This window comes from Leptolinea tardivitalis (assembly GCF_001050275.1).
In the GTDB taxonomy this organism is placed as follows: domain Bacteria; phylum Chloroflexota; class Anaerolineae; order Anaerolineales; family Anaerolineaceae; genus Leptolinea; species Leptolinea tardivitalis.
Window position 1 is genome coordinate 240,534 of record NZ_BBYA01000008.1, and the last position, 25,320, is coordinate 265,853.

At 45.6% G+C, this 25,320-nt stretch carries 17 protein-coding genes and 2 tRNA genes; 5 read left to right on the top strand and 14 right to left on the bottom strand.

The window, feature by feature from the left end; genetic code table 11:
* Nucleotides 1-6 precede the first annotated feature (6 nt).
* The gene (locus LTAR_RS05165; RefSeq protein ID WP_158423392.1) at nucleotides 7-1,407 is read left to right on the top strand and encodes an O-antigen ligase family protein; all 1,401 of its coding nucleotides are present in this window, start codon (nucleotides 7-9) and stop codon (nucleotides 1,405-1,407) included.
* Nucleotides 1,397-3,412: a M6 family metallopeptidase gene (locus tag LTAR_RS05170; protein ID WP_062421094.1), complete on the top strand. Its 2,016-nt coding sequence runs from the start codon at nucleotides 1,397-1,399 to the stop codon at nucleotides 3,410-3,412. Before LTAR_RS05165 ends, LTAR_RS05170 begins: the two co-directional genes overlap by 11 nt.
* A 14-nt stretch (nucleotides 3,413-3,426) precedes the next feature.
* Here the strand turns inward: LTAR_RS05170 and LTAR_RS05175 are convergent, their stop codons facing one another.
* Together LTAR_RS05175 and LTAR_RS05180 are read right to left on the bottom strand one after the other, a co-directional pair.
* Nucleotides 3,427-3,642 carry a YtxH domain-containing protein gene (locus LTAR_RS05175; protein ID WP_062421095.1) on the bottom strand — a complete coding sequence of 72 codons (216 nt, stop codon included), beginning with the start codon at nucleotides 3,640-3,642 and terminating at the stop codon, nucleotides 3,427-3,429.
* Between the two features lie 16 nt (nucleotides 3,643-3,658).
* Nucleotides 3,659-4,609, bottom strand: coding sequence for a phosphatase PAP2 family protein (locus LTAR_RS05180; protein WP_062421096.1), 951 nt, complete (start codon nucleotides 4,607-4,609; stop codon nucleotides 3,659-3,661).
* 123 nt (nucleotides 4,610-4,732) lie between these two features.
* On the opposite strand from LTAR_RS05180, the gene LTAR_RS05185 reads away from it, so the two are divergent.
* Nucleotides 4,733-7,063, top strand: a complete 2,331-nt coding sequence (locus tag LTAR_RS05185) for a transglutaminase TgpA family protein (RefSeq protein ID WP_062421097.1) — start codon at nucleotides 4,733-4,735, stop codon at nucleotides 7,061-7,063.
* Here the strand turns inward: LTAR_RS05185 and LTAR_RS05190 are convergent.
* From LTAR_RS05190 to LTAR_RS05220, 7 genes are all read right to left on the bottom strand, one after another.
* Nucleotides 7,053-9,230 (bottom strand): VIT domain-containing protein, encoded by a 2,178-nt coding sequence (locus LTAR_RS05190; protein ID WP_158423393.1) that lies wholly within the window; start codon nucleotides 9,228-9,230, stop codon nucleotides 7,053-7,055. The two genes, LTAR_RS05185 and LTAR_RS05190, sit on opposite strands and share 11 nt — an antisense overlap.
* Before the next feature lie 70 nt (nucleotides 9,231-9,300).
* Nucleotides 9,301-11,073 (bottom strand): thiol reductant ABC exporter subunit CydC, encoded by a 1,773-nt coding sequence (gene cydC, locus LTAR_RS05195; RefSeq protein WP_062421099.1) that lies wholly within the window; start codon nucleotides 11,071-11,073, stop codon nucleotides 9,301-9,303.
* Nucleotides 11,070-12,803, bottom strand: a complete 1,734-nt coding sequence (cydD, locus tag LTAR_RS05200; protein ID WP_062421100.1) for a thiol reductant ABC exporter subunit CydD — start codon at nucleotides 12,801-12,803, stop codon at nucleotides 11,070-11,072. Before cydD ends, cydC begins: the two co-directional genes overlap by 4 nt.
* Nucleotides 12,804-12,884: 81 nt before the next feature.
* Nucleotides 12,885-13,496 (bottom strand): hypothetical protein, encoded by a 612-nt coding sequence (locus LTAR_RS05205; RefSeq protein ID WP_062421101.1) that lies wholly within the window; start codon nucleotides 13,494-13,496, stop codon nucleotides 12,885-12,887.
* A gap of 186 nt (nucleotides 13,497-13,682) precedes the next feature.
* Nucleotides 13,683-16,139, bottom strand: coding sequence for a leucine--tRNA ligase (gene leuS, locus LTAR_RS05210; RefSeq protein WP_062421102.1), 2,457 nt, complete (start codon nucleotides 16,137-16,139; stop codon nucleotides 13,683-13,685).
* Between the two features lie 274 nt (nucleotides 16,140-16,413).
* Nucleotides 16,414-16,486: transfer RNA gene (locus tag LTAR_RS05215), tRNA-Ala, on the bottom strand.
* A gap of 40 nt (nucleotides 16,487-16,526) precedes the next feature.
* A tRNA-Ala gene (locus LTAR_RS05220) sits at nucleotides 16,527-16,599 on the bottom strand.
* A 431-nt stretch (nucleotides 16,600-17,030) separates the two neighbouring features.
* Here LTAR_RS05220 and LTAR_RS05225 point away from each other — a divergent pair.
* Together LTAR_RS05225 and LTAR_RS05230 are read left to right on the top strand one after the other, a co-directional pair.
* Nucleotides 17,031-19,181 (top strand): ligand-binding sensor domain-containing protein, encoded by a 2,151-nt coding sequence (locus LTAR_RS05225; protein ID WP_139044415.1) that lies wholly within the window; start codon nucleotides 17,031-17,033, stop codon nucleotides 19,179-19,181.
* Between the two features lie 199 nt (nucleotides 19,182-19,380).
* A complete protein-coding gene (locus LTAR_RS05230) occupies nucleotides 19,381-20,040 on the top strand; it encodes a class II aldolase/adducin family protein (protein WP_062421104.1) in 660 nt (219 codons plus the stop codon).
* A 68-nt stretch (nucleotides 20,041-20,108) separates the two neighbouring features.
* Here LTAR_RS05230 and LTAR_RS05235 read toward each other — a convergent pair whose 3' ends face one another.
* The 5 genes from LTAR_RS05235 to prfA all read right to left on the bottom strand — a co-directional run bounded on the left by LTAR_RS05235 (nucleotide 20,109) and on the right by prfA (nucleotide 25,225).
* Nucleotides 20,109-21,542, bottom strand: coding sequence for an LCP family protein (locus LTAR_RS05235; protein WP_062421105.1), 1,434 nt, complete (start codon nucleotides 21,540-21,542; stop codon nucleotides 20,109-20,111).
* A gap of 243 nt (nucleotides 21,543-21,785) precedes the next feature.
* A complete protein-coding gene (locus LTAR_RS05240) occupies nucleotides 21,786-22,418 on the bottom strand; it encodes an L-threonylcarbamoyladenylate synthase (RefSeq protein WP_062421106.1) in 633 nt (210 codons plus the stop codon).
* Nucleotides 22,393-23,307, bottom strand: a complete 915-nt coding sequence (locus tag LTAR_RS05245; RefSeq protein WP_062421107.1) for a DMT family transporter — start codon at nucleotides 23,305-23,307, stop codon at nucleotides 22,393-22,395. Before LTAR_RS05245 ends, LTAR_RS05240 begins: the two co-directional genes overlap by 26 nt.
* A gap of 21 nt (nucleotides 23,308-23,328) precedes the next feature.
* Nucleotides 23,329-24,198, bottom strand: a complete 870-nt coding sequence (prmC, locus tag LTAR_RS05250) for a peptide chain release factor N(5)-glutamine methyltransferase (RefSeq protein ID WP_062421108.1) — start codon at nucleotides 24,196-24,198, stop codon at nucleotides 23,329-23,331.
* A complete protein-coding gene (gene prfA, locus LTAR_RS05255) occupies nucleotides 24,164-25,225 on the bottom strand; it encodes a peptide chain release factor 1 (RefSeq protein ID WP_139044416.1) in 1,062 nt (353 codons plus the stop codon). The genes prmC and prfA overlap by 35 nt, the downstream gene beginning before the upstream one ends.
* Nucleotides 25,226-25,320 lie beyond the last annotated feature (95 nt).

Consider the following 25,320-nt stretch of genomic DNA (forward strand, 5'->3'; position numbering starts at 1 on the left):
ACAAGCATGCCGTCTATTCGTGACCTGCTGCATATCAATGTGATTTCAGGGCCTTCTGTTCTTATTCTGGCTTTGCTCATGGCTGCGTGGTTTTTGCCATATTTCTGCAAAAATGGAAATTTGCCCCGTGAAATGCTGCCATTGATCGGCTTTGTTTTGGTCAGCCTGATTGCGACGACAGTTGCACAATTTCTCGATGTTCCTTCATATAAAGATGCCGATATGATCCGCACATCTGTTACGGCATTTATCACACTTCTGGTTGGAATAGGGTATTTTGTTCTAGCCTATTCAAGAGTCTCGACTTCTGATCAGCTCAGGAATACATTGATCTGGATTTATCTGGGCGGATTAGTGATGATCATCTGGTCTGTCATGCAGTCTGGAATGTGGTTCATTAATGGCCGATACCCTGATTGGATGCGGGATTTTCAGGATGTTTTTTCTCTTGGTCCGCTGTACCGTCAACGGGCGGCCGGTTTCGCTCTTGAACCTTCATGGCTTGCACACATGTTGAATATGCTTTATCTGCCCATGTGGCTGGCAGCATCTTTCAGTGGATACTCGGTTTTCTCGTGGAGATTATTTAAAAAGATTTCGATCGAGATGGTTTTACTGGCGATGGGGGTATTAACACTGATACTGACCCTTTCACGAGTTGGATGGATCACTTTCTTTTGCATGGTTGCGTTTCTCGTTGTTCATTGGAATATCCTGCTTGTTCAATGGATTCAACATCGCTTCAAGATTCCCCGTAACCGCCGCATAATCTCTGCCATATCAATCACATGTCTTCTTGTGATTATCTATCTGTCCTTTTTCATACTGGCTGCCTATATAATGAGTCGGGTTGATCCGCGTATGTCAGATCTTTTTACGCAAGGTTTCTGGCAGTTAAACGATATTAACCGATATGCAAACGCTCTGCAATTTGGTGAAAGAGTGGTCTACTGGCAGGCCGGATGGGAAGTATTTTCCCATTATCCCATTTTGGGGGTAGGGCTGGGAAATGCCGGACGATGGTTTACGGAGACCATACCTGCATATGGCATGAATCTTATAGAAGTGCGAAATCTCTTATATCGATCCGGTGATTTGCCGAATATCAAGAATCTTTGGGTCCGTTTACTGGCTGAGACAGGTCTTATCGGTTTCGCTTTTTATTGTTCCTGGCTCTCTTCTTTTCTAATCAAAGTCAAGTCATTTCGACATTCCACTTATCCGCATGAGAAAATGGCCGGTTATTGGGGAATATTCATCATAATAGGTATAATCTTTGAAGGCTTTAGCATTGACTCATTTGCCATGCCTTATTTCTGGATATCTGCAGGATTAGTTTTATCAATAGTAAATTTTCCAGGTTCGCACACGCTTACGGTTTCGGAGGATGGGAATAATGACGAATAAAATCATCTGGATCATTATTGGGGTTTTGTTGGCGTTTTTCTGCTGCTGCGGGATTGTTGGTGGTTATGGGTTCTACAAACTATATGAAGCCGGCGACATTTCTCTAGATTCAATAATGGATAATACCGATTTCAAGAAAACCCAACCATCAGGTCAGAGAGTCGAAGCGACTATGCAGGTTCCTGCACCGGGGACAAAAGTAGACAAAGATGCCCTGGAAACGCGCAACATTCTGGATACCACTATCGTACCCAATAATGATCTTAGAGAGCTGGCGATGCGTCTAAAGGGAATAAAAGATATTCCAGAAACAACCGGTCTGCCTGTTGAAAAGTATCAAATTGGAGATTCCAAAGAGTTTAATGCCCTTAATACAGACACAAATGAAAATTTTAAGATTACCGCCTCACTCGCCTACGCCACCGATCACGCCTATTTCTGGATCGAGGATGGAGTGGACTATGATAAAGACAAAGTAAAAAAGTTGGCTGAGATTTTTGAGACGAAAATTTACCCCACCGATCGCGAATTCTTCGGATCTGAGTGGACACCGGGAGTTGATGGTGACGTTCATCTCTATATTATCTATGCCCGTGGGCTCGGCAAGAATATTGCCGGGTTGTTTTCATCCATCGATTCTGTAAATCCCCTGGCCAGGCCGGACTCTAATGGTCATGAATCTTTCTTCATGAGCGCTGATAATTTGAATTTTGGTGAGGAAGATATGGGTACTCTGGCTCATGAGTTTCAACACATGATCCACTGGTACCGGGATCGCAATGAAGATACATGGATGAATGAAGGTTTCTCTGTTTTGGCAGAGTTTTTAAATAAATTTGACACAGGTGGATTCGATGAACTGTACACCATGAATCCTGATCAACAATTGACAGATTGGCCGGATGATCAAGATTTAACCACCCCCCATTATGGTGAATCATTCCTGTTTCTGACATATTTCTTGGATCGATTTGGAGAAAATGCCACCAAACAATTGGTAGCTGAACCTGAAAACGGGATGCCAGCCATCGATAAGGTATTAAAAAACATCAACGCCGTCGATAAATTAACCGGTGAACAAATAACCGCAGATGATGTATTTGCCGATTGGGTTGTGGCTACCTTATTAAAGGACCCCAAAGCCGGTGATGGACGGTATGTTTATTCCAATTACCCAGAATCACCGCAGCCAGATGTAACCGAAACACATTCTGATTGCCCGACTTCTATACTGGACCGGACGGTTTCACAGTATGGTGTGGATTACATCCGGTTTAAATGCAAGGGTGATTTCAAATTGAATTTTCAGGGTGCTCTGGAGATTGGCGTTCTGGCGGATAATCCCCATTCTGGAAAATATGCTTTCTGGTCAAACAAGGGCGATGAATCTGATATGACCCTGACAAGGGAGTTTGATTTTTCCACTTTAACATCCAACATTGAGATGGATTACTGGATTTGGTATGACCTGGAAACCGATTTTGATTTTGCCTATCTTGAATACAGCGAAGATGGCAAAGAGTGGAAAATCATTCCTACTGTCTCCTGCACATCCGTCAACAAATCAGGTAATAACTACGGATGCGGTTGGAATGATTCCAGCAATGGCTGGAAGAAGGAATCCATTGATCTCTCCTTCCTGGCAGGAAAGAAAGTCCAATTGCGATTTGAATACATCACAGACGCCGCCGTAAATGGCGAGGGAATGATGCTGGATGATATTTCCATCCCTGCCCTGAATTATCAGACAGATTTTGAGTCTGATAACGGCGGTTGGGAACCGGCAGGATTTGTTCGCATTCAAAACAAACTGCCGCAATCGTATAAGATTTCCCTGATCGAATATGGATCCCCGACAAAAGTCACTTCTATTAACCTGGATGAAAGCAATCAGGCAACTGTACCCGTTTCCATCACAGATTCAAAAGGCGCCGTACTGGTAGTCAGTGGCACTACCCGGACGTCTCGTCAGGCAGCCCATTATCAATTCAGTTTAACGAAATAAAAAAAATACTTTTTTCAGGCTTTAGGAGCGCGCAGTGCCTGGAGTTCATTCTCCAGCTCGGCGCGCTTTTGAATCCGGGCATCATTAATTTCTTTTTGGAGAACCATGATGCGGTCATTTATCTTCATCCGAAGTTTAGTCCCTGAAACAGGGGTCAGGAGTAAGGCAGCTGCGGCCCCTAACATCCCTCCTGTTATGGCGCCGAGCATAAATCCAAAAATTTTCCGCATACAGATCCTCCTGTCTTTATTTTTTCGATTTGCTTGATTCTACATCCAAAGGTTTTTTCGGAGTTGACAAACCCAGACGAATAAATACCCAGGGAGCCAGACCGCTGATCCATGCGCCCATCAGCCCAAAGCGTAGAAGCCTTAGTGTCAGCCCGGTCACAGTTTCAGTTTGAGGAAAAACTACCCCAAGACCAGAATAGATAATGATGAGTCCGGTAATGCCGATAAAAAAGCGAGCAATCTTTTGATTGGGAGTTCCTGCAACCTGGTATTTCCCCAGTTTGATTTCTTGAGAAAGAAGAAAACAAACACCGGTGATAAAACCAGTCCAGAGCCCGACATAAGAAAATAAATCATCCAGGCTCACAGGGTTGATGGTTTTTCCAGTTCTTGAGGAAAGTGCTATCCAGCTATCCGGAATTTCCCAGTCCAATAGGAAGGATTGGAATAATATCCCAAGTGAAAGAATGATTAATGCCAATACGACAGCAGACAGAAAAATAACCCAGGGATTGGTCTTCTTTACCCATTTGCAGACAGGTTTTTCTACAAGAGTGACTAACCACAAAACAAGAAAACCGAAAAACAATGCACCCAGAACATCGATTAAATAATGGACACCCAGATATAATCGAGATAAGCTGATCATTAGTATCATGAATAAACAAATAATAGTAATGATCAATCGCTTCTGGCTGTATCCCAGCATTCCCCAGAAAGAAGCTGCTTTCTGCGAATGCCCGGAGGGGAAACCGAAACTGGCTTCAGTGGAATAAATTTTCACATTTTGATCTACCCAATATGGGCGGGGAAGATGAAATGCCAGTTTCAACAGACCATTCAGACTGGATGTTGTGAACAAAACAATACCAAGACGAAGCCCCAAAGTAGAATCAATACACCAGTAGATTGCCGGGAAAAAGAAGAAATAAAAACCTTCTGTCCCGATGAAAGTAAATAATTCCATGATAGGCCGAAATCCTGCGCCTAAACTCTGGAAAAAGATGTTAGGTCCGGTATCTAGAGGTATCATTGGCTTAAAACGGGAACCTCGGTTTCATCAGAATAACGCCTATTGTACACTCAATCCATGCATACTAATTCCACCCGATTATGGGATTATCTATCCATCGTATTAATCCTTATTTGTTTATGGATTCCTGCTGCTTTGCTTCAATCCACCGGTTGGGCTGCCGATCTTGACCAGGTTGAACTCCTTGCATTGCTTGGCGGGGTGGCTGGATTAATCCTTGGTCGTTCTTCTTTAAAGAATTATGAATCCCATAGTATTTTCTTGCTGCTATCCATCATCCTTCCCTTCGGGTTGTTTACTTTTAGGATGACTCCGGATGTCGAATTCATTCTTCGTTTTGGTATTCTGGCACAACGAGTGAGCCTTGCCTTTGGTCAAGTGATCGCTCACAGGGTTGTCCAGGATTCAATCATCTTTGTTATCTTCTGTTGTTATTTCTTCTGGCTGGTCGGTTATCTTTCTGGTTATGGATTATCACGGAAGTGGAATCCATGGCAGGGATTACTAATGGCGGCGGGGATCTTTGGGGTCATCGATTTTTATTCCGGTTCACCCAATGGGGCAAAATGGTCGGGTGCTGCCCTGATATTTTGTCTGCTTTTGCTGGCTGCCCGGTTGTTTTGGGTGTATCAGAAAAAAGCCTGGGATGAAAAAGGTTTTATGGTCGAACGAGATGCCGGTGAGACGGTTTTTCGCCTGGCTGGAGTGGTGGCAATTGTACTGGTATTGTTTTCATGGAATCTTCAGACCATCATCCTGACCCTCACTCCTGGAACTCCTGAACATGAGAGGGTATCTGAATTCTGGAAGAGCGTTCAGACAAATTTACAAAACAATTTCGCCGCCCTTCAATCAACTACCAGCCTGACCGGAGCTTACCCTGGTGGGATGAAACTGGGCAACCAGGCTCCCCTGAGTCAGGCACCGGCATTTCAGGTAAAAATTCTCTCCGCTTCTTCACAGGTACCACGATTTTACTGGCGTGTAAGGATTTATGAGGATTATCACCGGGGGCAATGGCAGGCACCGGAAATTCAAAACACTGACAGCCTTCCCCTCGACTTGAAAACAGTTTCACAAATATCAGCTTACTCTCGCGTGACAGCTCAATATATCTGGCAGGAGGGTGACGGTTCAATCATCCCGTTTTATGGCCGGCTGAGTACACTCGATATTCCATTTCATCTAAAAACCTCCACAGGAACAGGCCAGGTTGCCGGTGATGGGATTCTATTCCCGCAGACACCGCTGGGGAAAGACCGGTTGTTCATACTCACGAGTGCCATCTTCAATGGAAGTGGGGATGATCTTACCGCAGTTCCATATTCAACGCCTTCACAGATCAATGAAAAGAACCTTGAAGTTCCAGATACAATTCCGGATCGAGTGAAAAATTTAGCCCGCCAGATAGCCGTTGGAGATACTGTCCTGCAGCGTGTGCAGGCAGTCACCAACTACCTCCGTTCCGGGTATGAATACAAGAGCCAGATATCGCCGGTTCCTTTTGGAAAAGAGCCAATTGACTGGTTTCTGTTTGATTCAAAACAGGGATTTTGCAATTACTTTGCTACAGCCGAGGTGTTATTGCTGCGATCTGCCGGTATTCCTGCCCGCCTGGCTGTAGGGTACAGTCAGGGAGAACCGATGGGCGACTGGTTTCAGGTGCGATTAAGTAACGGTCATGCCTGGCCTGAAGTTTATTTTCCGGAATATGGATGGGTGCCATTTGAACCGACCCCCAACCAGCCGGAAATTGCTTACCCGATAAAGCAGCAAAATAATCGCAGGGATGTACTCAATGAACTTTCGCCGGAAGAACGCCGGTCTACCCTGGGCGAGATTTCTCCAGAAGATCAACCTCTTGATGAGACAGAGGACGATCCACGTCTAATTCGATCGCGCTGGATATTCGCGGTCACCCTGATTATTCTTGCCATTTTGATCGTGTTCACCATCTGGTGGATCTCTCGAAAGCAGAATTGGAAGAAACCGCCCCGTTTGTCTTCAATGATTTTGATGTGGTTGAAAAAACATCACAAACCGATACCTGTTTGGCTGGCTGAATGGGATTGGTATTCTGGTTTACCGGATCTGGCTGTGCAATATTTCTGGTTGGAAAAAATCGCGTTGTTCTCACGAACTATTCCAGATCTTCCCACAACTCCCGGTGAGCTTTTGACTGAATTGGCTGTAAGAATGCCGGATTGTTCGCCGCAGGTAAAACAGTTTCATGATGGTCTCTACCAGCAGCTTTACAGCCGAGAACACAGTCATTCGATTCCTGAATGCAAAACAGCCGGATATGTTCTGCAGAACCGGTTATTGAAGGAATGGCGGAGTAAGATTTTCACAAGAAAACCCCGGCGGTCCAGACGAATTAATCGATAATCTCTATTGCATACTGCCCATCGACAACCAGAATATGTTCATCTATTGCCAGGCAGGCAGCCAGATCAGGGCGTGAGTCGGCAAGGTTGAGGTATTCATCTGACAGGAATTTAATTTTTCTTGTGGTCATTTTTTCCGGATCATAGGATGTATCCGTCCATACACCATCCTTAATTACGAAGGTATGTGTACCTGCGGTTTTTATCGTCTGTTCGCCGGTCTGGATAATAGATGGTGCGGACAGAGATTGTGCCAGATCATTCTGTTCCTGTGCTTTTTTAACGGCTTCTGCGCCGAAGGAAGGTGCAGCCGACATGGTTTTCATTTGATTATAGGTTTCTAACGATAGACGCTCCTGCTCAACCGCTCCCAGAGCAAGCGGTTCTGTCACCAGGTAAGATGTGTAAGGCGTTACAATGCCATACCGGATGCTCAACTTCACGATCTGATCGACAGTTTCTCTATCAGACCCATCAAGTCGGATGCGATTCAATAAGGTTCCGATTTTTCGGGTTGCCCATAACCGGGGCAAACTGGACTCGGGGGAAAGATTTGAGGGGCTTTCTTCTGTAAATGTCACATTGAAATCATGCGATAGCATTTTTTTATTGGATTTCCCGGTGAGATGGATAACAGCCGAACCTCCATTTTGGTATCGGCCTGTCAACACAAGTTGACTCCCCTGAAAAAGATCTGGTAATGAAGAAGGGTAAATATCGTAGGTTTTTACTCCTGAAATTTCTACATGGATGTCTGTCAAAACAGGAGTGGAGATTTTTTCATAAAAACCAGAAAGTGATTGATCCAGGGCATCTCCGGGTTTGACATAGGTGCTGGCGCCATGATGATCCTGACTAAGGGTATCCAGTAGAAATGTATCCACATCGTAACCCACTCCGAAGGAAAAGATACGAACATTCGATCGGTTTTTCCCTGAAAGATTCTCTAAAATTTGACGACTTTCCCTGACTCCAACTGTTGGCAAGCCATCGGTCAGGAAAAGCAGATATGTTGGTCGTTCCGAATCAGATGCTTCGATTGATTCCAGCAAGGCACGGTTGATATCTGTGCTTCCGGCAGCACTTATCCGATTCAGCCATTGAATCGCTTCACTTGCTTCTGAAGCCGGTGATAAACCTGATGTAAAATGCTCCACACTGCTGCTGAAGGTGGAAAGATGAAAACGGTCGTTTTTCCCCAGGTGGTCCAGCACATAGCTGGCAGCAGTTTTTGCCTGCTGAATTTTCTCTCCATCCATACTTCCAGACCGATCGATAACCAGAAGAATATCCTTGGCTACCTGTTCCGTTTCGCTGTCAGGGCGGGGTGCCGCCAGCAAAAGGAAAAAGCCGTCAGGATCATTCACATCCCGCCCATCTCTATACGTGAAAAGATTCAAGGCCTCTTCATCACCATAGGAATAATACAGGGTAAAGTCTGAATCAGGCTTGAGATTGCCGGCTTCATAACTGGCTGTGGCTGAATTGAGAGCAGTTCGATGAACATCTACAGAATGGCTGGGTGAATAAATTGCTCCAATCGGATTCGGAGTATTTATCTCTACTGTAACTGATACTTTTTCCAATGGCTCTGCCGAGAATTTTTCGGTATTTAAAGGGTAAACATATTTCACAAGGCCATTATCTGCTGTTAATGCCTGGGTATACTCCAATTCCACCCGGCGTTCTTCACCGGAAGCAAATGGAAAAATCCTCGCCTGCAAGGCTCCTCGATCGGTGTATTCCAGCAAGGCTGGATCGCGCATGGAACGGATGATATCCAGGTATGTTCTACGGGCTTCTTCTGCTGAAAGTACTTTTCCTTCCACTGCCTGGCCGTCTATCCATAGTGTGAAGCTCTGAACAACCGCATCTTTTGGAAGTGGGAAAACATAGGTACCTTCTACAGTAGAAGAAGACGTATTTCGAAAAATCTGGTCAACATGCGTTACAGCTAACTGACCTGAAATTTTGACAGTTACTGTGTGATTGATAACAGTCAGAGGACTGCTTGAAAGAGTAAAGACCGGTGGATGACAGGAGCCCGGATCACAGATCGGGGGTTCGGGTATGATGATTCCATCCGCCAATACCGGAATCGTTGAGGATATTAAAGTGAAGACTGCTAATGTAAAACTAAATATCCAGAGAGTACATTTCTTCATCATATCCTCCATCCGATAAAATGATCTTGTGTTCTATCGTATGGACGATAATGGCACCGATATTGTTCCAATATTACCGGTCAAAGAAAATAAGATTAGTCTGCTGTTCCCAGAGACGCCTGTACAACCCCTGAGTAATCAACAGGTCTGTATGTGTGCCGCGCTCTACGATTTTTCCATCATCTAAAACCAGAATTTCATCATAGAGATGCATTCCAGTTAATCGGTGAGTCGCAATAATCTGAGCACAATTTGGCTGACACTGGAGCAGGAGATGAAGCAGCTTATCCTCTGATGCAAGGTCAAGGTTGGCAAATGGTTCGTCAGCCAGCAATAAGGGCCGATTGAGAAGAATGGTACGTGCCAGCAATAAACGCTGCCTTTCACCCCCACTCAATTGACTGCCATTGTCTCCCAGCCAGGTATCCAACCCATTCGGAAGAGAATTCAGCCAGGCGGTCAATCCTACTTCTTCCAATATGGATTGAAAATTTGGATTATATGAATTCGCAAGTTTTAGGTTCTCTTTTATTGATGTAGAAAACAGATAGGCATTTTGCGATAAGACACCAATCAGACCGCGTATAGAATATCCATCCAACTCACATGCATCTTTCCCATTCCAGAAAACCGTATCCGATAAGACCGGGAGGTTATGTTGAATTATGTTGAGTAAGGTAGTTTTACCGCTTCCGCTTGGACCTACAATGGCGATTCGTTTCCCTGGCGTTATCTGCAGGGAGACGTCAAAAAGTGCCGGTTTTTGTGCTCCTGGATATGTAAAATTCAAATGCCGAATTGTCAGGTTGGAAAAATGGGTAATATTTTCCGGGTGAATCGGTTCTGGAATTGGCACAGGCCTGTCGGCCAGGTCGAACAACCGACGAGCTGCTGCCAGACTGGTTTCAATTTTAACTGTTGCAGAAGGGAGGAGATTAATCGGTTCAAAACTGGCCAACGTAATTAATGCCAATACAGCCAACGACACTCCATCAATCTGGCCTGACCGGACAAGGGGAATCCCCAGATATAAGATTCCCACCAGAGTCAGGTTTGAAATGAGAGTACCGGTTCCCAATGAAATTGAATACCAGATGGATAGGGAAAGACTGGCATCCTTTGCCTGCCGGGAACCCGTCTTAATCTTTTGAAGGTGCGCATCAACAGTATTCGCCATTAATATCTCTGCGGCACCGTCAATGGTCTCAACGGCTAATTCTGAAAGTCGAGTACGGGTTTGAATTCGGGCGCGAGACAGGCGGCTGGTGATAGAACGAATTTGTAACGATAAAACCAACCCAGTAAGGATCAATCCAATAGCCAACATTCCAGCCATTGAAATTGAATATTGAAGAGTAAACAAACTGACCCCGGTAGTCACGATGGCTGCCGCAATGGGAGGCGCTATCCCGCGAACATAAAAATCTTCCAATGTTTCAATATCCTGGACTGATCCTGCCAGAAGATTGCCTGATTTCAAATCTTCAACCCCACCGGGGACGAGAGGTTCAATTGCCCTGAAAAACCATCCACGCAGTTCTGATAATAATTTGAAATTGACGGAATGTGAAACCAGCCTCTCCAGATAGCGGAATACTCCCCGGGAGATTCCAAAGGTTCGAACACCTACTATTGCCACCTGAAGGACAGCTATGGAAGGCTGTAAGGCGGCTGTGGCAATCAAATAAGCAGAGGTACCCATCATTCCGATATTGGCTGCTGTGGTAGCCAGAGAAAGCAACATAGACAGACTGATCTCTTTCCAATATGGCCGGGCAAATGACAATAACCGGCGGGACACTTCCGTTGAAATTGCAGCAGGATCAGCCAGATCCACGGCATTCATAATTTCGATTCTCCGGCAAAAAGGGCGGCATATTGATGGTTTGACTGGAGTAGATCGTCATGTTTCCCTGAGCAGACGAGCTTCCCGGCTTGCAACATTATCACACGGTCAGCCTGTCTGACAGTGTCCAGACGGTGGGCAATAATCAGACATGTCCGGTTATGCTTCAATTTTGATAAGGATTGTGTCAAATCAGTTTCAAGGAGGGCGTCAAGATGTGAGGTTGGTTCATCGAGAACCAGAATTGGTGCATTTTTCAAGAACGCTCTCGCCAATCCCAGCCGTTGCGCCTGACCGCCGCTAAATCGAAAGGCATTTTCTCCTACTTGAGTATCCAATCCCTGCGGCAGATTCAGGATAAGATCATCAAGCCGGGCATCTCGTAAAGCCTCGAGCAGTTCTTTTTCGTCGGCTTCTGGTTGAACTAGTGAAAGGTTTTCTCGAATGGACGCATTGAATAGTGTGGGACGTTGGTCTAGCCAGGCGATCCCTGTGCGCCATTGATCAACGGAAAATTCCTGAATATTCTGGTTGTTGTAAAGAATTCTCCCTGATTGAGGTTCAATGAACCGAAGAAATAAAGATACAAGAGTACTTTTTCCTGCTCCGTTTAGGCCGACAAGGGCTATAGTCTCCCCTGATTGAATGGAGAATGTTACATGACTGACAGCCTCATTATCACGGCCAGGGTAAACAAATGAAACGTCTTCAAACTGAATGTCAAATGGGAGAGTAAAAAGAGAGGAAGTTTTTCTTATGGCGGCCGGCAATCGAGGTTCTGGTTCATCCAGAATGGTGAATAATTGCCGGGCGGCACTGACTCCATTTCGCGAGGCATGAAATCGGGCTCCAAGTTGACGCAATGGCAGGTAGAACTCCGGGGCGATTACCAATAAAAAGAACGCCTGCTGAAATTCTATCTGACCATACAAAAGCCGGATTCCGATTTCCACAGCGATAACCGCCACACTCAATGTGGCAGCCAGCTCGAGTACCAGGGCAGAGAGAAATGAAATTCGCAATACATTCATGGTGGCAGACCGGTATCTTTCGCTGACAATATCCAATTGGACGGCGTGATCTTGAATGCGTCCAAGTTTCTTTAATTCCGCTATTCCACGGATGGAATCAAGGAAAAAGCCACTCATCTTGCTGAATGTTTGATACTGCCGATGAGTCAGGGTTTCGGTAGTTTTGCCGATCAAAATCATAAATATTGGAATTAATGGTGCGGTTAAAAGCAAAATGACAGCCGACAGAACGTCAATGGGAAAAACAACAGCCAGAATACCCAACGGTAGTACGGCAGCGATCACCAGTTGAGGAAGATACTGACTAAAATATGCATCCAGAGTGTCTATGGCGCCTGTGAGAGTATATGAGAGACTACCAGCCTGTTGTTGGCTGATAAACGCCGGTCCAAGTTTTAAAACTTTGGCGGTCAATTTCTCACGGATATCTGCCCGGATATTTTCCGAAAGGATGGAAGCGCTGTATTCATTGGTAAAAACTGCGATTGCCCTGAAGATTACAATTGTTATTAGAAAAACGAGAAGGGGTGATACCTGTTCAAGATCGGCTTTTTCCAGATGTACCCGGCTGATGATTTGAGATAAAAACCAGGCCTGTCCGATAACCAATCCACCTGTCAGAATGGCAGAGATGATAACGATGGTAAAGAGCAACGTATTGGAGATAGCCAGGCGGGTCAGGCGGCGTTGGATTGTCATGTATTCTATTGTGCCTGAGGCGAGCGACTACGTCAACTCGATGCAAAAGAAAAGCTCCTAAGAAGGAGCTTTTCTTTTGCATTAAGATGGATCTACCGTCGAAGTGGTTGTTGGTTTCGGATTGGCTTTCCGGTAATCCTGGCCAGCCGCACGCAAATTTTTAAGAGCCTCGCCCAGTATATCGCGGACTTCTTTATTGCCTTTCCGAATTTCTTCGACTGTGATCTTTGCCAGTGTTGAGTCTGTTACTTTATTGGTATCATCAAACCCCTGGTGTAGTTGGATCAGTTTGCCGGTGCGATCGTATACCAGTCTGGCCTTCCCCAGTTGAGCATTGAAATCTGATAGAGCCTTTTCCAATTCCGTAGTGTCTTTCCCATTTTCTTTTGCACGGGCAATTAATTCTGATATTTTCTCCGAAGCTTTATCCGCTTTGGAGATTAATTTCTCCTGTCTTTCATGATTTTGCTTTTCGCGTTGGAAAATTAACCCTAATGCCACAGGGTGTTTTCCGGTATTATCGTTTTCTGGTGTAATTGGTTCTTCCGGTATGGCCGTGGTTTCCGGCGGAACTGAATCATCTGCCGGTGAACTGGCTTTTACCAGACTTGTCGGTTGAAGCCAGAATAATACAGTGGCCATTAGAATAACCAGTAAAAAATTGAAAACTCTTTTTCCATTAACCTGTTTCATATAAACTCCGTTTCTCTATTAAAGTTAACGACATTGTAGAAACGGGGCGTCATACGAATATTTCAGCCATGTAATGAAAATGTAAAAAGCATCAAAATCGGATGAGACCAATCTATTTCCCTGAAATGAAAAGAGCCACCCAGGTGGGTGACTCTTTATCCTTATTTGGTATAACAACCAGCGATTTTATCCAACAACATTAACCAGCCGGCCGGGTACATAAATCACCTGTTTGGGCTGGCGGCCATCAAGGGCACGTTGAACGGCCTCATTGGCCAGTGCGGCAGCTTTGGCATCTGCCTCAGACACATTCACAGGCATAATCAAACGATCGCGTACTTTGCCATTCACCTGAATGACCAGTGTAATGGTTTCATCAGCCGCTGCCTGTTCATCTACGGTCGGCCATTTTTGGGTATGAATGGAGTATGGTTTGCCCAGGCGCGACCAGATTTCTTCAGAGATATGCGGTGCAACCGGTGCCAGCATGCGAAGATAGACATCCACCGCTTCATCCCAGGCTTTTGATGGGCCGGGATTTTCCTGGCGGAATTTCTGCATATCGTTTAACAGCTCCATCAAACCGGAGACAATTGTGTTGAATTCAAAGTTTTCGAAATCGCGTGTAACGGAACGCAGTGTTTGATGAAGCCTGCGGCGCAGATTTTTCTCTGCTTCCACTGATGGAGACTTACCGGCAGATGGTTCCTGCATGATTGTCCACACACGGCGCAGCCAGCGGACTGTACCGTCAATACCCGTTTTGTTCCAGGGCGCACCCAGATCCCAACGGGCGAAGAACATCAGGTAGGCACGAACGGAATCTGCACCGTATGCTTTCACCAAATCATCAGGGGCAACCACGTTCCCGCGGCTCTTACTCATCTTTTCTGAATCTTCACCGAGCACAATACCCTGATTGCGCAGCGTAAGCATAGGTTCCGGCCCTTTCGCGATGCCCATATCACGCAGGGCTTTCTGGAAGAAGCGGGTATAGATGAGGTGCATGGTGGCATGTTCAATACCACCGGTATACACATCAACCGGAGCCCAGTAGTTGTATTCCGCCGGATCAAAAGGACCTTTGTCATAATTCGGTGATAAATAACGCAGGTGATACCAGGAGGAGCACATAAAGGTATCCATGGTATCGGTTTCGCGTTCAGCCGGTCCTCCGCATTGCGGGCAGGTTGTTTTCTTCCAGGTAGGATGCAGTTTCAGAGGACTTTCGCCGGTTGGTTTCCACTCTACATCATCGGGCAGCAAAACAGGGAGTTGGTCATCTGGCACAGGGACAACGCCGCATTTATCGCAGAAGACCATGGGGATGGGAGCCCCCCAGTACCGTTGACGTGAGATTAACCAATCACGGATTCGATAGTTGGTGGTGGCATGGCCGGCTTTCTTTGCTTCCAGGAATGCGATAATTTTCTCCATCGCTTTGTTTTCTGGAGTGCCGGTCAATTCTCCAGAGTTGACCATACTGCCTTTGGCAGGAACAGCCGCCTCCATGGTGTCGGGGTCGATCACAGCTTCTCCGGCAGGTTGAATAACCACACGAATGGGTAAGTTGAATTTGCGGGCAAATTCAAAGTCACGCTGGTCATGTGCAGGAACGGCCATGATGGCGCCGGTACCGTATGTCATTAGCACATAATCGGCAATCCAGACTGGAATTTTCTCTCCATTGACCGGATTAATGGCATAGCCTCCAGTGAAAACACCTGTTTTTTCCTTATCGGCGGCTTCCCGTTGAATATCCGATTGGCGGATGGTTTCAGCCAGGTAGGCATCCACCTGTGATTTCTGGGTGGCTGAGGTCAATTTGGCGACAAGAGGATGTTCGGGAGCCAGAACCATGAAGGTAACACCCCAAAGGGTATCCGGTCGGGTAGTGAAGACTTCCAGAGGATCACCCTGTTCGGTACGGAATGTCACCGAGGCACCTGAGGATTTACCGATCCAGTTGGTTTGCAGCGTTTTGACTCGTTCTGGCCAGTCAATGGTGCTGAAATCCAGCAATTCTTCGGCATAATTTGTAATCTTGAAAAACCATTGGTTAAGATCTTTCTTTATGACCGGCGTACCGCAGCGTTCACAATGACGGTCATCGCCCCAAACCTGTTCGCGGGCAAGGGTTGTATTGCAATTCGGACACCAGTCAACTGGAGAATGTTTGCGGTAAGCCAACCCATGTTTGTAAAGCTGGGTGAAGAACCATTGAGACCACTTGTAATATTTAGGGTCAGCGGAAATGGCTTCGCGCCGCCAGTCGAACATGCCCCCCATGCTTTTTAGCTGGAGGCGCATACGTTCAATATTGGCATAGGTCCATGTTTTTGGGTGTATGTTCTTTTTAATTGCAGCATTCTCAGCAGGCAGGCCGAAGGCGTCAAATCCCATCGGAAAGAGAACATTAAAACCGCGCATACGCATAAAACGTGCGCGGGCATCGGCAGGTGTCATGGCATACCAGTGACCGATATGTAGATCGCCAGACGGGTAGGGAAGCATCGTTAACGCATAGTGCTTGGGTTTGGATGTATCGATATCCGAATTGTATAAACCGTCTTTGTCCCAGCGCTGCTGCCAGCGGGGTTCGATCTCACCGGGGTCATATGTAGGGATTGAAGCCTGACTCATAAATCATCTCCAAATAGTAATTTAAACAAAAAACCCTTCGCCATCAGGGGCGAAGGGACTTTCTCCGTGGTACCACCCTGCTTGCCCGGTAAACCAGGCCGCTTTGGGCGCTGTATCGGGCGTACCCGCCGCCAGCTTATGTATTCACCGCGGCTGCATACCAACGTTCGGTACGGCGGGCGAGTTCTGTCTCTTCGGTGTTCCGTAACACCTGCCGGTCTTTCACCTGTTGACCGGCTCTCTGACGGATGGCATACTACTCCCGCAAAATGTGTGGACCCAGAGAGATTCGAACTCTCGGCCTTCTCAATGCCATTGAGACGCGCTCCCAACTGCGCTATGGGCCCATTCAATTGTTAATCTCTGTTTCTTTCGATCCCGTCCAAGTGGACCTGGAGGGATTCGAACCCTCGGCCTCTTCAGTGCGATTGAAGCGCGCTCCCAACTGCGCTACAGGCCCGTTACCAGAGTGATTGCATTTTACCTGAGGGGTAGGGTGTTGTCAAGGGGCGTTTTAATTCGTCTCAAACGATCTGTGATTCAGGTGGCTTTTTGAATGGAAATGATGACATCCTATCGATTCGATCAGGGATGATTATTATCTTTACATTCAAAAAGGACTGCCCAGAATTGTATTCAATGAGCAGTCCTTTTCTTACCGTCCCCTAACGGATGGAAGAATCATCAGTATGTTTTGGGAAGGAGTATTAAGTATTTCCCGATATAACTCTTGCAATTTGGAGGAAAACCATAGTAATATTCAAACATTATGCGATCATTGTGAACGATCACAGTTGAATAAATGTTGGATTGTCGACACCTCTTTCTATTTCAGTATAGTTAAATTTCAAAGAAAAAATTGCAAAAATTGTGCAAAAAATCGGCAAATTTATGAATGATCCAACTGAATTACCCCGAAGTGTAATTAATTATGATGGCGTTTATTCCTTATTGAAGAATTTAGATAATGACCCGGTATTGGAGAATTCAGCGTTTAAAAATTTGTCTCTGGTAAAAGTATGCCGGAGGAATAATCCTCTATTTTCAAACAGTCAGGCTATTCGACGGGTTTTTACAGATGTTTTGAATAATCTGGCTGCTGGATCTGAAAAGCATCAATTGTATGCCTATATATTGAAAGGACGGTTCTGGGATAATTACTCTATTGTTAAAATGACCACATCTGGCCGGTTGGATCAGATGGCTCCCAGAACGTTTTCCAATGAACAAAAAAAGGCTATCACTTCGTTCTGTGAAACATTGACAGCTCTGGAACAACAGTGCATAAAAGATAATCCTGAATTGGATATGATCCAATCCGATGACAGTACTCGGGATAATTCTGATGTTCGCACTTTACAGAACACATCTGGATCAGATACTAAAACAATTGACCATAAAGGACGAAACCGATTATTCATCGCTATTTTTTCCCTGCTGGTAATTTTTTCATTGATAAACTGGTTTATTACACGTTCCACTAATTTGGATAAGGAAAATTTGTCTGTAGCTTCTCTGCCTGCAACCAGCACACCAGAAAAAGGAATCGGACAACAAGCATCTACTCCAGAATTGTTGACGGGCAATATTTGCAAAGAGAAGGCAGCGTATCCTGTAAATGTTGCCGACAATCAATTTATTCGCAGCCAGGGGATCATTATTTTTAACAAAGATACCACTCCTGGAATTATTAATAATAAAGTCCGAACACTTCAATCTGTTACAAAAGGTGTCTGGCTGGGTTATTTCGGCACAGAAAAGGATCCTTCCAGCGGAGTTGGTTTTTATGACCGGGAGAATAAGAGACTTCTGGATTGCAGCCAGACCGGGATCACTGAGGGGGAAAACATCAACGATATTGAAATTGATCGGAAGGGAACTGTCTGGATCGGTATGGAAAAAGGGGGGATTGCCTCCTATAACGGATCTGTATGGCGACTTTATAAAACTGAGGATGGACTTCCATCAAATTGGATATATGGACTTTATGTAGATAACCAGAATAACATCTGGGCAGCCACGTACAAAGGAATTGCCCGATTTGATGGTGCCCGATGGAATTTAGTCTACTCAGTGGAAAACAATTCGCTTATCAACGACCGTACACACATAATTACGATGGACAGCAGCAGTAATATATGGGTTGGATATATCGAAAATGGTGTGAGTGTTTTCCACCCTTCCACAGGAAAATGGGAACATTTCACTCGTGAATCGGGTGACTTATCAGGGAATAAAATCAGGAATATTGTGGTCCAACCCGGTTCTTCAACCAGTGAGGATACTATCTGGATTGCGACGTTAGATAACGGAATAAGTCAATTTAGATCTGGGAAATGGACATCTTTCACAGAAAAGAATGGCCTGCCATCCAACGAAATTCGAGATATTGCCCTTGATAAATATGACCGGTTATGGGCGGCCACAGATAAAGGTGTTTATATCTACACCAATGGACGATGGAGCCAATATGACCGTGTAGATACTGTGTATCTGACTTTTGGTGTTGATTGCAAGGGAAAAGAGGGATACTGTCTGAATGACGAAGAGGTTTTTACCGGCACATCCAATCTGGGGATCACACATTCCAGAATCCCGCTTCCTGATGAAGGACTGGATGTGTTAAGGGTATGCTTTATCACGACAGAAGACCATGAAGTATGTCCTGACCTGGTACGGGATGAAGCTCTTAATACGGTGATCGTCAATTATCCACAGCCATTGAAACCGGGAGATAAATTTTTTATGAAGGCCGTTGTCTCCCCTCACAATCCATATAAGCTTCTGGAAAGCCGCGGCGATATGCTCATCCATGTTGATGCAGACAGCAGTTACTTATACGGGGCCTTTGAGAGGATTCCGGTGGCAGGGTCAATCGAATCTGGCCAGGAATTCGCTTTCATCGATACCAATAATCCATTTGTCGCTCCTGTTCCGGAAGGAAGTACCAGACAAACTTACTTCAGCACCTGGCGGGTATGGATGCAAACCCGGTTGATCGGTCCAAATATTCGTGTTTCATTTACTGTAGAAAAAGAGTAGTAATCTTACAATAATTTGCTTGGGATTTAATCGGTTGACCAATCATATGAAAATTTTGGTCAACCGTTTTTATCCCTTCCATTCGAGGAACCTGCGTATAATTGTTTTGTTGCCTTTCAGGCGGCTCCTGTAGTTTGTATTATGGACATTACAGGTTTATCTTAACCAGACATTTTGTCTGAATCTTATTCGAGGGATAATGTCGATCGAAGAACTTTGCAATGATGTATACAATATCGCCATGAGGCTGGTACCTGATGGATTGGCTCATGGTGCACAGGGAAATATCAGTGCGTGTGACCGGGCTTCTGGACTTGTGGCAGTTACTCCATCAGCCATTCCTTACCATGTGATGAAACCGGAAGATATCGTGGTAACAGATCTGTTTGGCAAGGTGGTAAAAGGCAAATGGACACCAACCACTGAAATTCGAATGCATACCATCTTTTACCGTGAAAGAAAAGATGTAAATGCTGTGGTGCATACCCATGCCCCGTACGCATCAGTATTTTGTATCACTCATGAACAAATTCCCCCGGTACTCACTGAGGCAGCTTCCTGCCTGACAGGGCCTGTTCCTGTAGCGCCTTACCGTGCTCCTGGGTCAGTTGAACTGGCTCAGATTGTGTTTGAAACGATTGGTTCTGGTGTGGCGGTACTACTGGCCCAACACGGACTACTGACAGTCGGAACAACTCTTGCAGAAGCATACGACTCAACCCTTGCAGCCGAAAACACTGCCCGGCTGGTCATCTGGGCGCGTTCGATGGGATCAAAAGTCGTTACACTTGATCCTGAAACTCAAGCACAGGTACGTCAATCGTATATAACCTACTATCATCCTGTTGCCAATCAGTAAAGAACCAACAGAAATTGTAGTTTTTTATCAGTTATTGAATAGTATGTTAATGTTACAAGGGATTGGTCTTATTGAACCAATCCCTTTTTTGCCCAGTCTTTTCCGATCATCAGGATGATGTCGGTTGTGGCATCTTGCTGATAATTTGCTTCTATCTGGTGTTCATCAATACCGAACATATCAACCAGATATTGCATCGTATAGACCATCCCTGTATAACTCTTTAGTTGTGTGACTGTGGAAGAAGCAGGGGACTCAAACACGGCAGTGATATTCAACCCTTTACTCCGCAGATAATCTGCGGTTTTTTCACCCAATCCTTCCACGCGGCTGGCATTACTGATTTCGATCCGGGCGCCTTCTTCTTTGAGTATTTTTTCCCAATCATCACCGTAGAGCTGCTTTCCTTCAGGGATACTGGTTGAAAAAATACGGTCGCGCAGTTCATGGATCTTGTCAGGATACGGAATGAGAATATCCAATCCATCAGGGGATTTGGCAAAACTTACCATGTGGGTATCGATTACCCCTTTCTGGATATTTTCAGGAGGTATTTGTTCTGCCAGATATGCCAGGCGGATGATTTGATCCAGGGTCAAATCAGTGTGAACGCCTGATGATAATTTTTTGTAGAGTTCTGGGGCTTTGGCAACCAGGGTTGGCAGCATTTTTAGGTTAACTACCTGGTTGCGGATAGCCATGATGACTTCCTGCTGGCGTTGAGCCCGATCAAAATCATCAAATTGTGTATATCGGTTGCGGGCATAGGCCAGTGCAACGGCTCCACTTAATGTTTGAGTACCGGCTTCCAGAATGATGGTGTTACCCGGCCCGACGGGATCAACCTTTATAGGTGTTCTGATTTTCATATCCAGCCCGCCAAGTGCATCGATGAAATCTACAAAAGAATTGAAATCAATCTGAGCGTAGTAGTCAATGGGAACTCCCAGGAAATTTTCAACAGTCTCTTTTGCCAGTTGTGGCCCCCCACCGGGTAGTTTATAGCGTTCCCCGAGAAAATACGCTGTATTGATTTTGTAATAATCAAAGCCGGGAATAACTGTCCACATATCGCGGGGAATGGAGAGCATCCCGGCCGTTTTTGAGAGGGGATCAATAGTGACCAGAATCATAGAATCAGAGCGGGGGGTATCTCCTGCTTCCCAATCACGATAATCCAATCCTAACAGTAATACTGTAACCCGCCGCGAGCCCTTCCATTCTACGGGTGTCGGTTGAATACTGACAGAAGACATATCCAGGGCGGGATTGGCTACTCTGGTAGATATCGCATTCGGAGTAACCGGGTACTCGGTGAGCAATGGGTCTACTTCCAAAAGAGGTGAACCGGGTATACTGGTCAGACTCCAGGAGGCTGTAATTGAGCGAACAATCGTATATCCCATCATAGCCGCGGTAACGGTCAAGATCGCTATAACGATCTGGATGATTAATGTGAGGAAATCACGCCGCTTTTTGATTTTGACTGGTTTGGTTTCCATACAGGGATTCTACCGCTTAAACAAAAAGGGATTTTGATAGAAAAAGATTCCACCTTATTCTGTGCCTAAGGAAAAAAGGAATCTGATTTGTAATGATTGTTACTGGACGACATTTAATACAAAGAAAAACCGGATGGCTAAAAACTGCCGGGTGGTAATTTATTGAAGTAAAACCATTGTCAATGCAACATCCAGAAGTTTTCGGAATTGTGATTTCATCAAGTCTTGATCCAAAATGTTGGGTCAGGAACTGGCATCCTGACCCAATGCGGAAAATATCTCATCATCTGAAATGGCGCCATGTCGCAAGATGACCGGAGGTTCAACACTGCAATCCACGATGGTGGAAGGTATCCCACCGGGAACCCTTCCACCATCCAGAATAAGATCAATCCGGCCGTCCAATTGCTGAAGAACATCTTCAGCAGTCAGTGTATTCGATTTACCGCTCAAATTGGCTGATGTAACTGCCAGTGGACCGCAGTGCTGCAAAACAGTGAGCACCGGGGTGTAATCTGGCATGCGTACGGCTACTGTTGGTCCGCTGGATAAGTTTTCCGGTAGACTTGCCAGACGGGGAATGATCAGAGTCAATCCACCCGGCCAGAATCGTTTTGCCAGTTTCTGCGCGTTGGCTGGAACTTCCAGGGCAACCTGATCTAATTGGTTGATATGGTTAACCAGAACCGGAATCGCTTTTTCCGTATCTCGTCCTTTAGCCTGGTAGATGCGGTCAATAGCAGTTGATGAATGGAGATTGGCTCCCAATCCGTAAACAGTGTCTGTTGGGAAAGCCACGAGTCCACCGGACTCAATGATGCGCAGGGCTTCTCGCAGCGAAGTAAATGAATCAATGGGAAGAACCCGGGTTTTCATGAAGTTCACCTTTAATAATCGATGGATTTTGCTGGGTGATCATTACACCAACAATGGCGATCAATCCTCCCAGCAATTGAATTAAGGAGACTGATTCACCGGTAAGAACCGAGAGGATCAGACCAATGATGGGTATCAAATTTATAAACGGCGCAGCCAGAGAGGCTTCAACCGAATTCAATGCGAAATTCCAGAAAAAATAGGCCAGAGCTGATGCAACCAAACCAAGATAGGCCAGAGCCAACCAGGATATTGGTGCCACAGATGGAAGTCCGCGGTTGATTAGCTCCCAGCCTAAAAACGGCAGCAGCCAGATTAAACCGGTGAAAAAACTTACTGTTGTGGTAACAAGAGGATGAATATCTGCCGGAATTTTTCTGCTCTGGATGGTATACACAGCCCAGGCGATGACACTGCCAATAATTAGAAGATTGCCTGCCAGAGTGGATTTCCCTGTGGAGGATGGTCCGCCGGAGACCAGCAATACCCCGATGATGGAGAGAGCTATACCAGCCATCCGCTGGCGGGAGATTTGTTCTTTTAGAAACAGAATGGAAAAAAAAGCAACGGCTGCCGGATTGGCTGCCTGAATCAAGGCGGCATTTGCTGCTGTGGTGCGTTCAAGTCCGGTATTAGAAAGCCCGAAATACAACGCAACGCCGGTCAAACCAAAGAGTAGATAATCTTTCTGGAAAAGCATCTTCCATTGAAAACCGTGTTTGAAAGCTATGGGAGTAATAACAATCAAGGAGATGGCAAACCGAAGAAAAATGATCGTAAATGGACCGATCGAATCCATCAAGTGTTTTGTGATAACAAATGTTGAGCCCCAAATGGTTACAGAGCCGATCAATGCCAGAATGCCAGGTTGCAGTTTTATTTGTTTCATGATCAGTAATTACCCGGGTTGCTAAATTTGAACGGAAACCAACCTGGGGAGGTCAGCCAGATCTTTATGCATGGTGACTTGAGCCGTTGGAAAGTATTTTCGCACCAGTGAGGGCGCAGATTCTCCCTGTGAGGCTTCGATTTCCAGAAGGATCAATCCACCCGGTCGAAGGTAAGATTGCGATTGTTGGAGCAATTTCTCTATGAGCCGCAAACCATCGATACCCCCATCCAGTGCGAGCAAGGGTTCAAACCGGGCTGCCGGCAGGTCGGATAATGTATCGGATGGAATATAAGGCAGGTTGGCGCAAATCAAGTCGTATCTGCCAGGTGAATTGGAAAGCAAATCACCGGATAATACATGAATTTGATGGACGACATGATGTTTTTTAGCATTGTGGATAGTCATATCAATTGCCAGTGGATCAACATCAATAGCGTCTATTTGCATGTCATGGATTTCGGCTGCCAATGTCACAGCAATACAACCCGTTCCACAGCCAACATCCACCGCCAAACGTCTGTCAGGATGATTGTGAAGCCAATCAAAAGCCTGCTCGATGAGCAATTCTGTTTCAGGGCGGGGGACTAACAGGCCGGGGCGGACGTCAAAATTGCGACCATAAAATTCCCGTTCTCCTGATAAATATGCAAATGGATAACCTTCTATAAGTTGTTGAAGACATGAATCCATCCGAGATTCTTCCGATGCAGAAAGTTCAATCTCAGGATGGGAAATTATCCATGATCTGGATTTTTGCAGAACAAAAGCACCAACCATCTGTGCTTCAATACCAGGTTGGTTGGTTACTGGCTCCAGCAAATGCCGGGCATTAATCAGCCAGTCTGCCAGCGTCTTACTCGGCTGTGGCAGCCAGTCGTTCTGTTTCATCGCGCATTGATAGTTCATCAATAAAGATATCCAACTCACCATCCAGCACACCGACGATATTGAATGATGAAACATTGATCCGGTGGTCTGTAATACGCGATTGCGGGAAGTTATAGGTACGGATCTTTTCGGAACGTTCACCCGTGCCAACCTGTGAACGGCGGTCAGCCTCCAGATTCGATATCCTTTTCTGTTCTTCAATTTCATACAGGCGGGCGCGCAGAATGCTCATGGCTCGCAGCTTGTTCTGCAATTGCGATCGTTCATCCTGACAGGCTACAACAATGCCAGATGGGAAATGAGTGATCCGGACGGCTGTTGAGTTTTTCTGCACATTCTGACCGCCGGCACCGGCGGATTTGTAAACATCAATTTTGATATCTGATTCAGGGATTTGAATATCTACGTCTTCCACTTCGGCCAGTACAGCCACGGTTACGGTGGAGGTATGAATTCGTCCAGATGATTCCGTTGTAGGTACGCGTTGCACACGGTGTACACCAGATTCCCATTTAAGCCGTGAGAAGGCGCCTTTTCCCTTCACCATAAAGATGATTTCTTTGAAGCCGCCAATACCGGTTTCGTTCTGAGACATAACCTCAACTGACCAGTTCTTACGTTCCGCATAACGGGTGTACATACGGACTAATTCAGCCGCAAACAGGGCAGCTTCATCGCCGCCGGTACCTGCACGGATTTCGACAATTACATTGCGTTCATCGCGCGGGTCTTTGGGTAGCAATAGAGATTTCAGCTCTTTTTCAATAGATTCTATTTTCGGAACCAGTTCCTCAAGATCTGATTCTGCCAGAGCACGCATCTCTTCATCATCGGTCTGGAGAAGCATTTCGGCTTCTTCTTTTTGTTGTATTGATTGGCGGTATTCGCGAGTCTTCAGCACAATTGGCTCAATTTCTGCGCGTTCTTTCGCCAGTTCTGCGGCACGCTGATAATCTTCCCCAGTTTCTTCCAGCAGATGATTGATTTCGTTATAGCGTTCTTCAATTCCCAGTAATTTTTCGAGCATATTACCCTTTTCCATTGATCGAAAGCGATTATACCACCGGGGATCAGGAACTAAATATTGACAAAAGTAGTAAATGTTTACTATACTAGTACGTG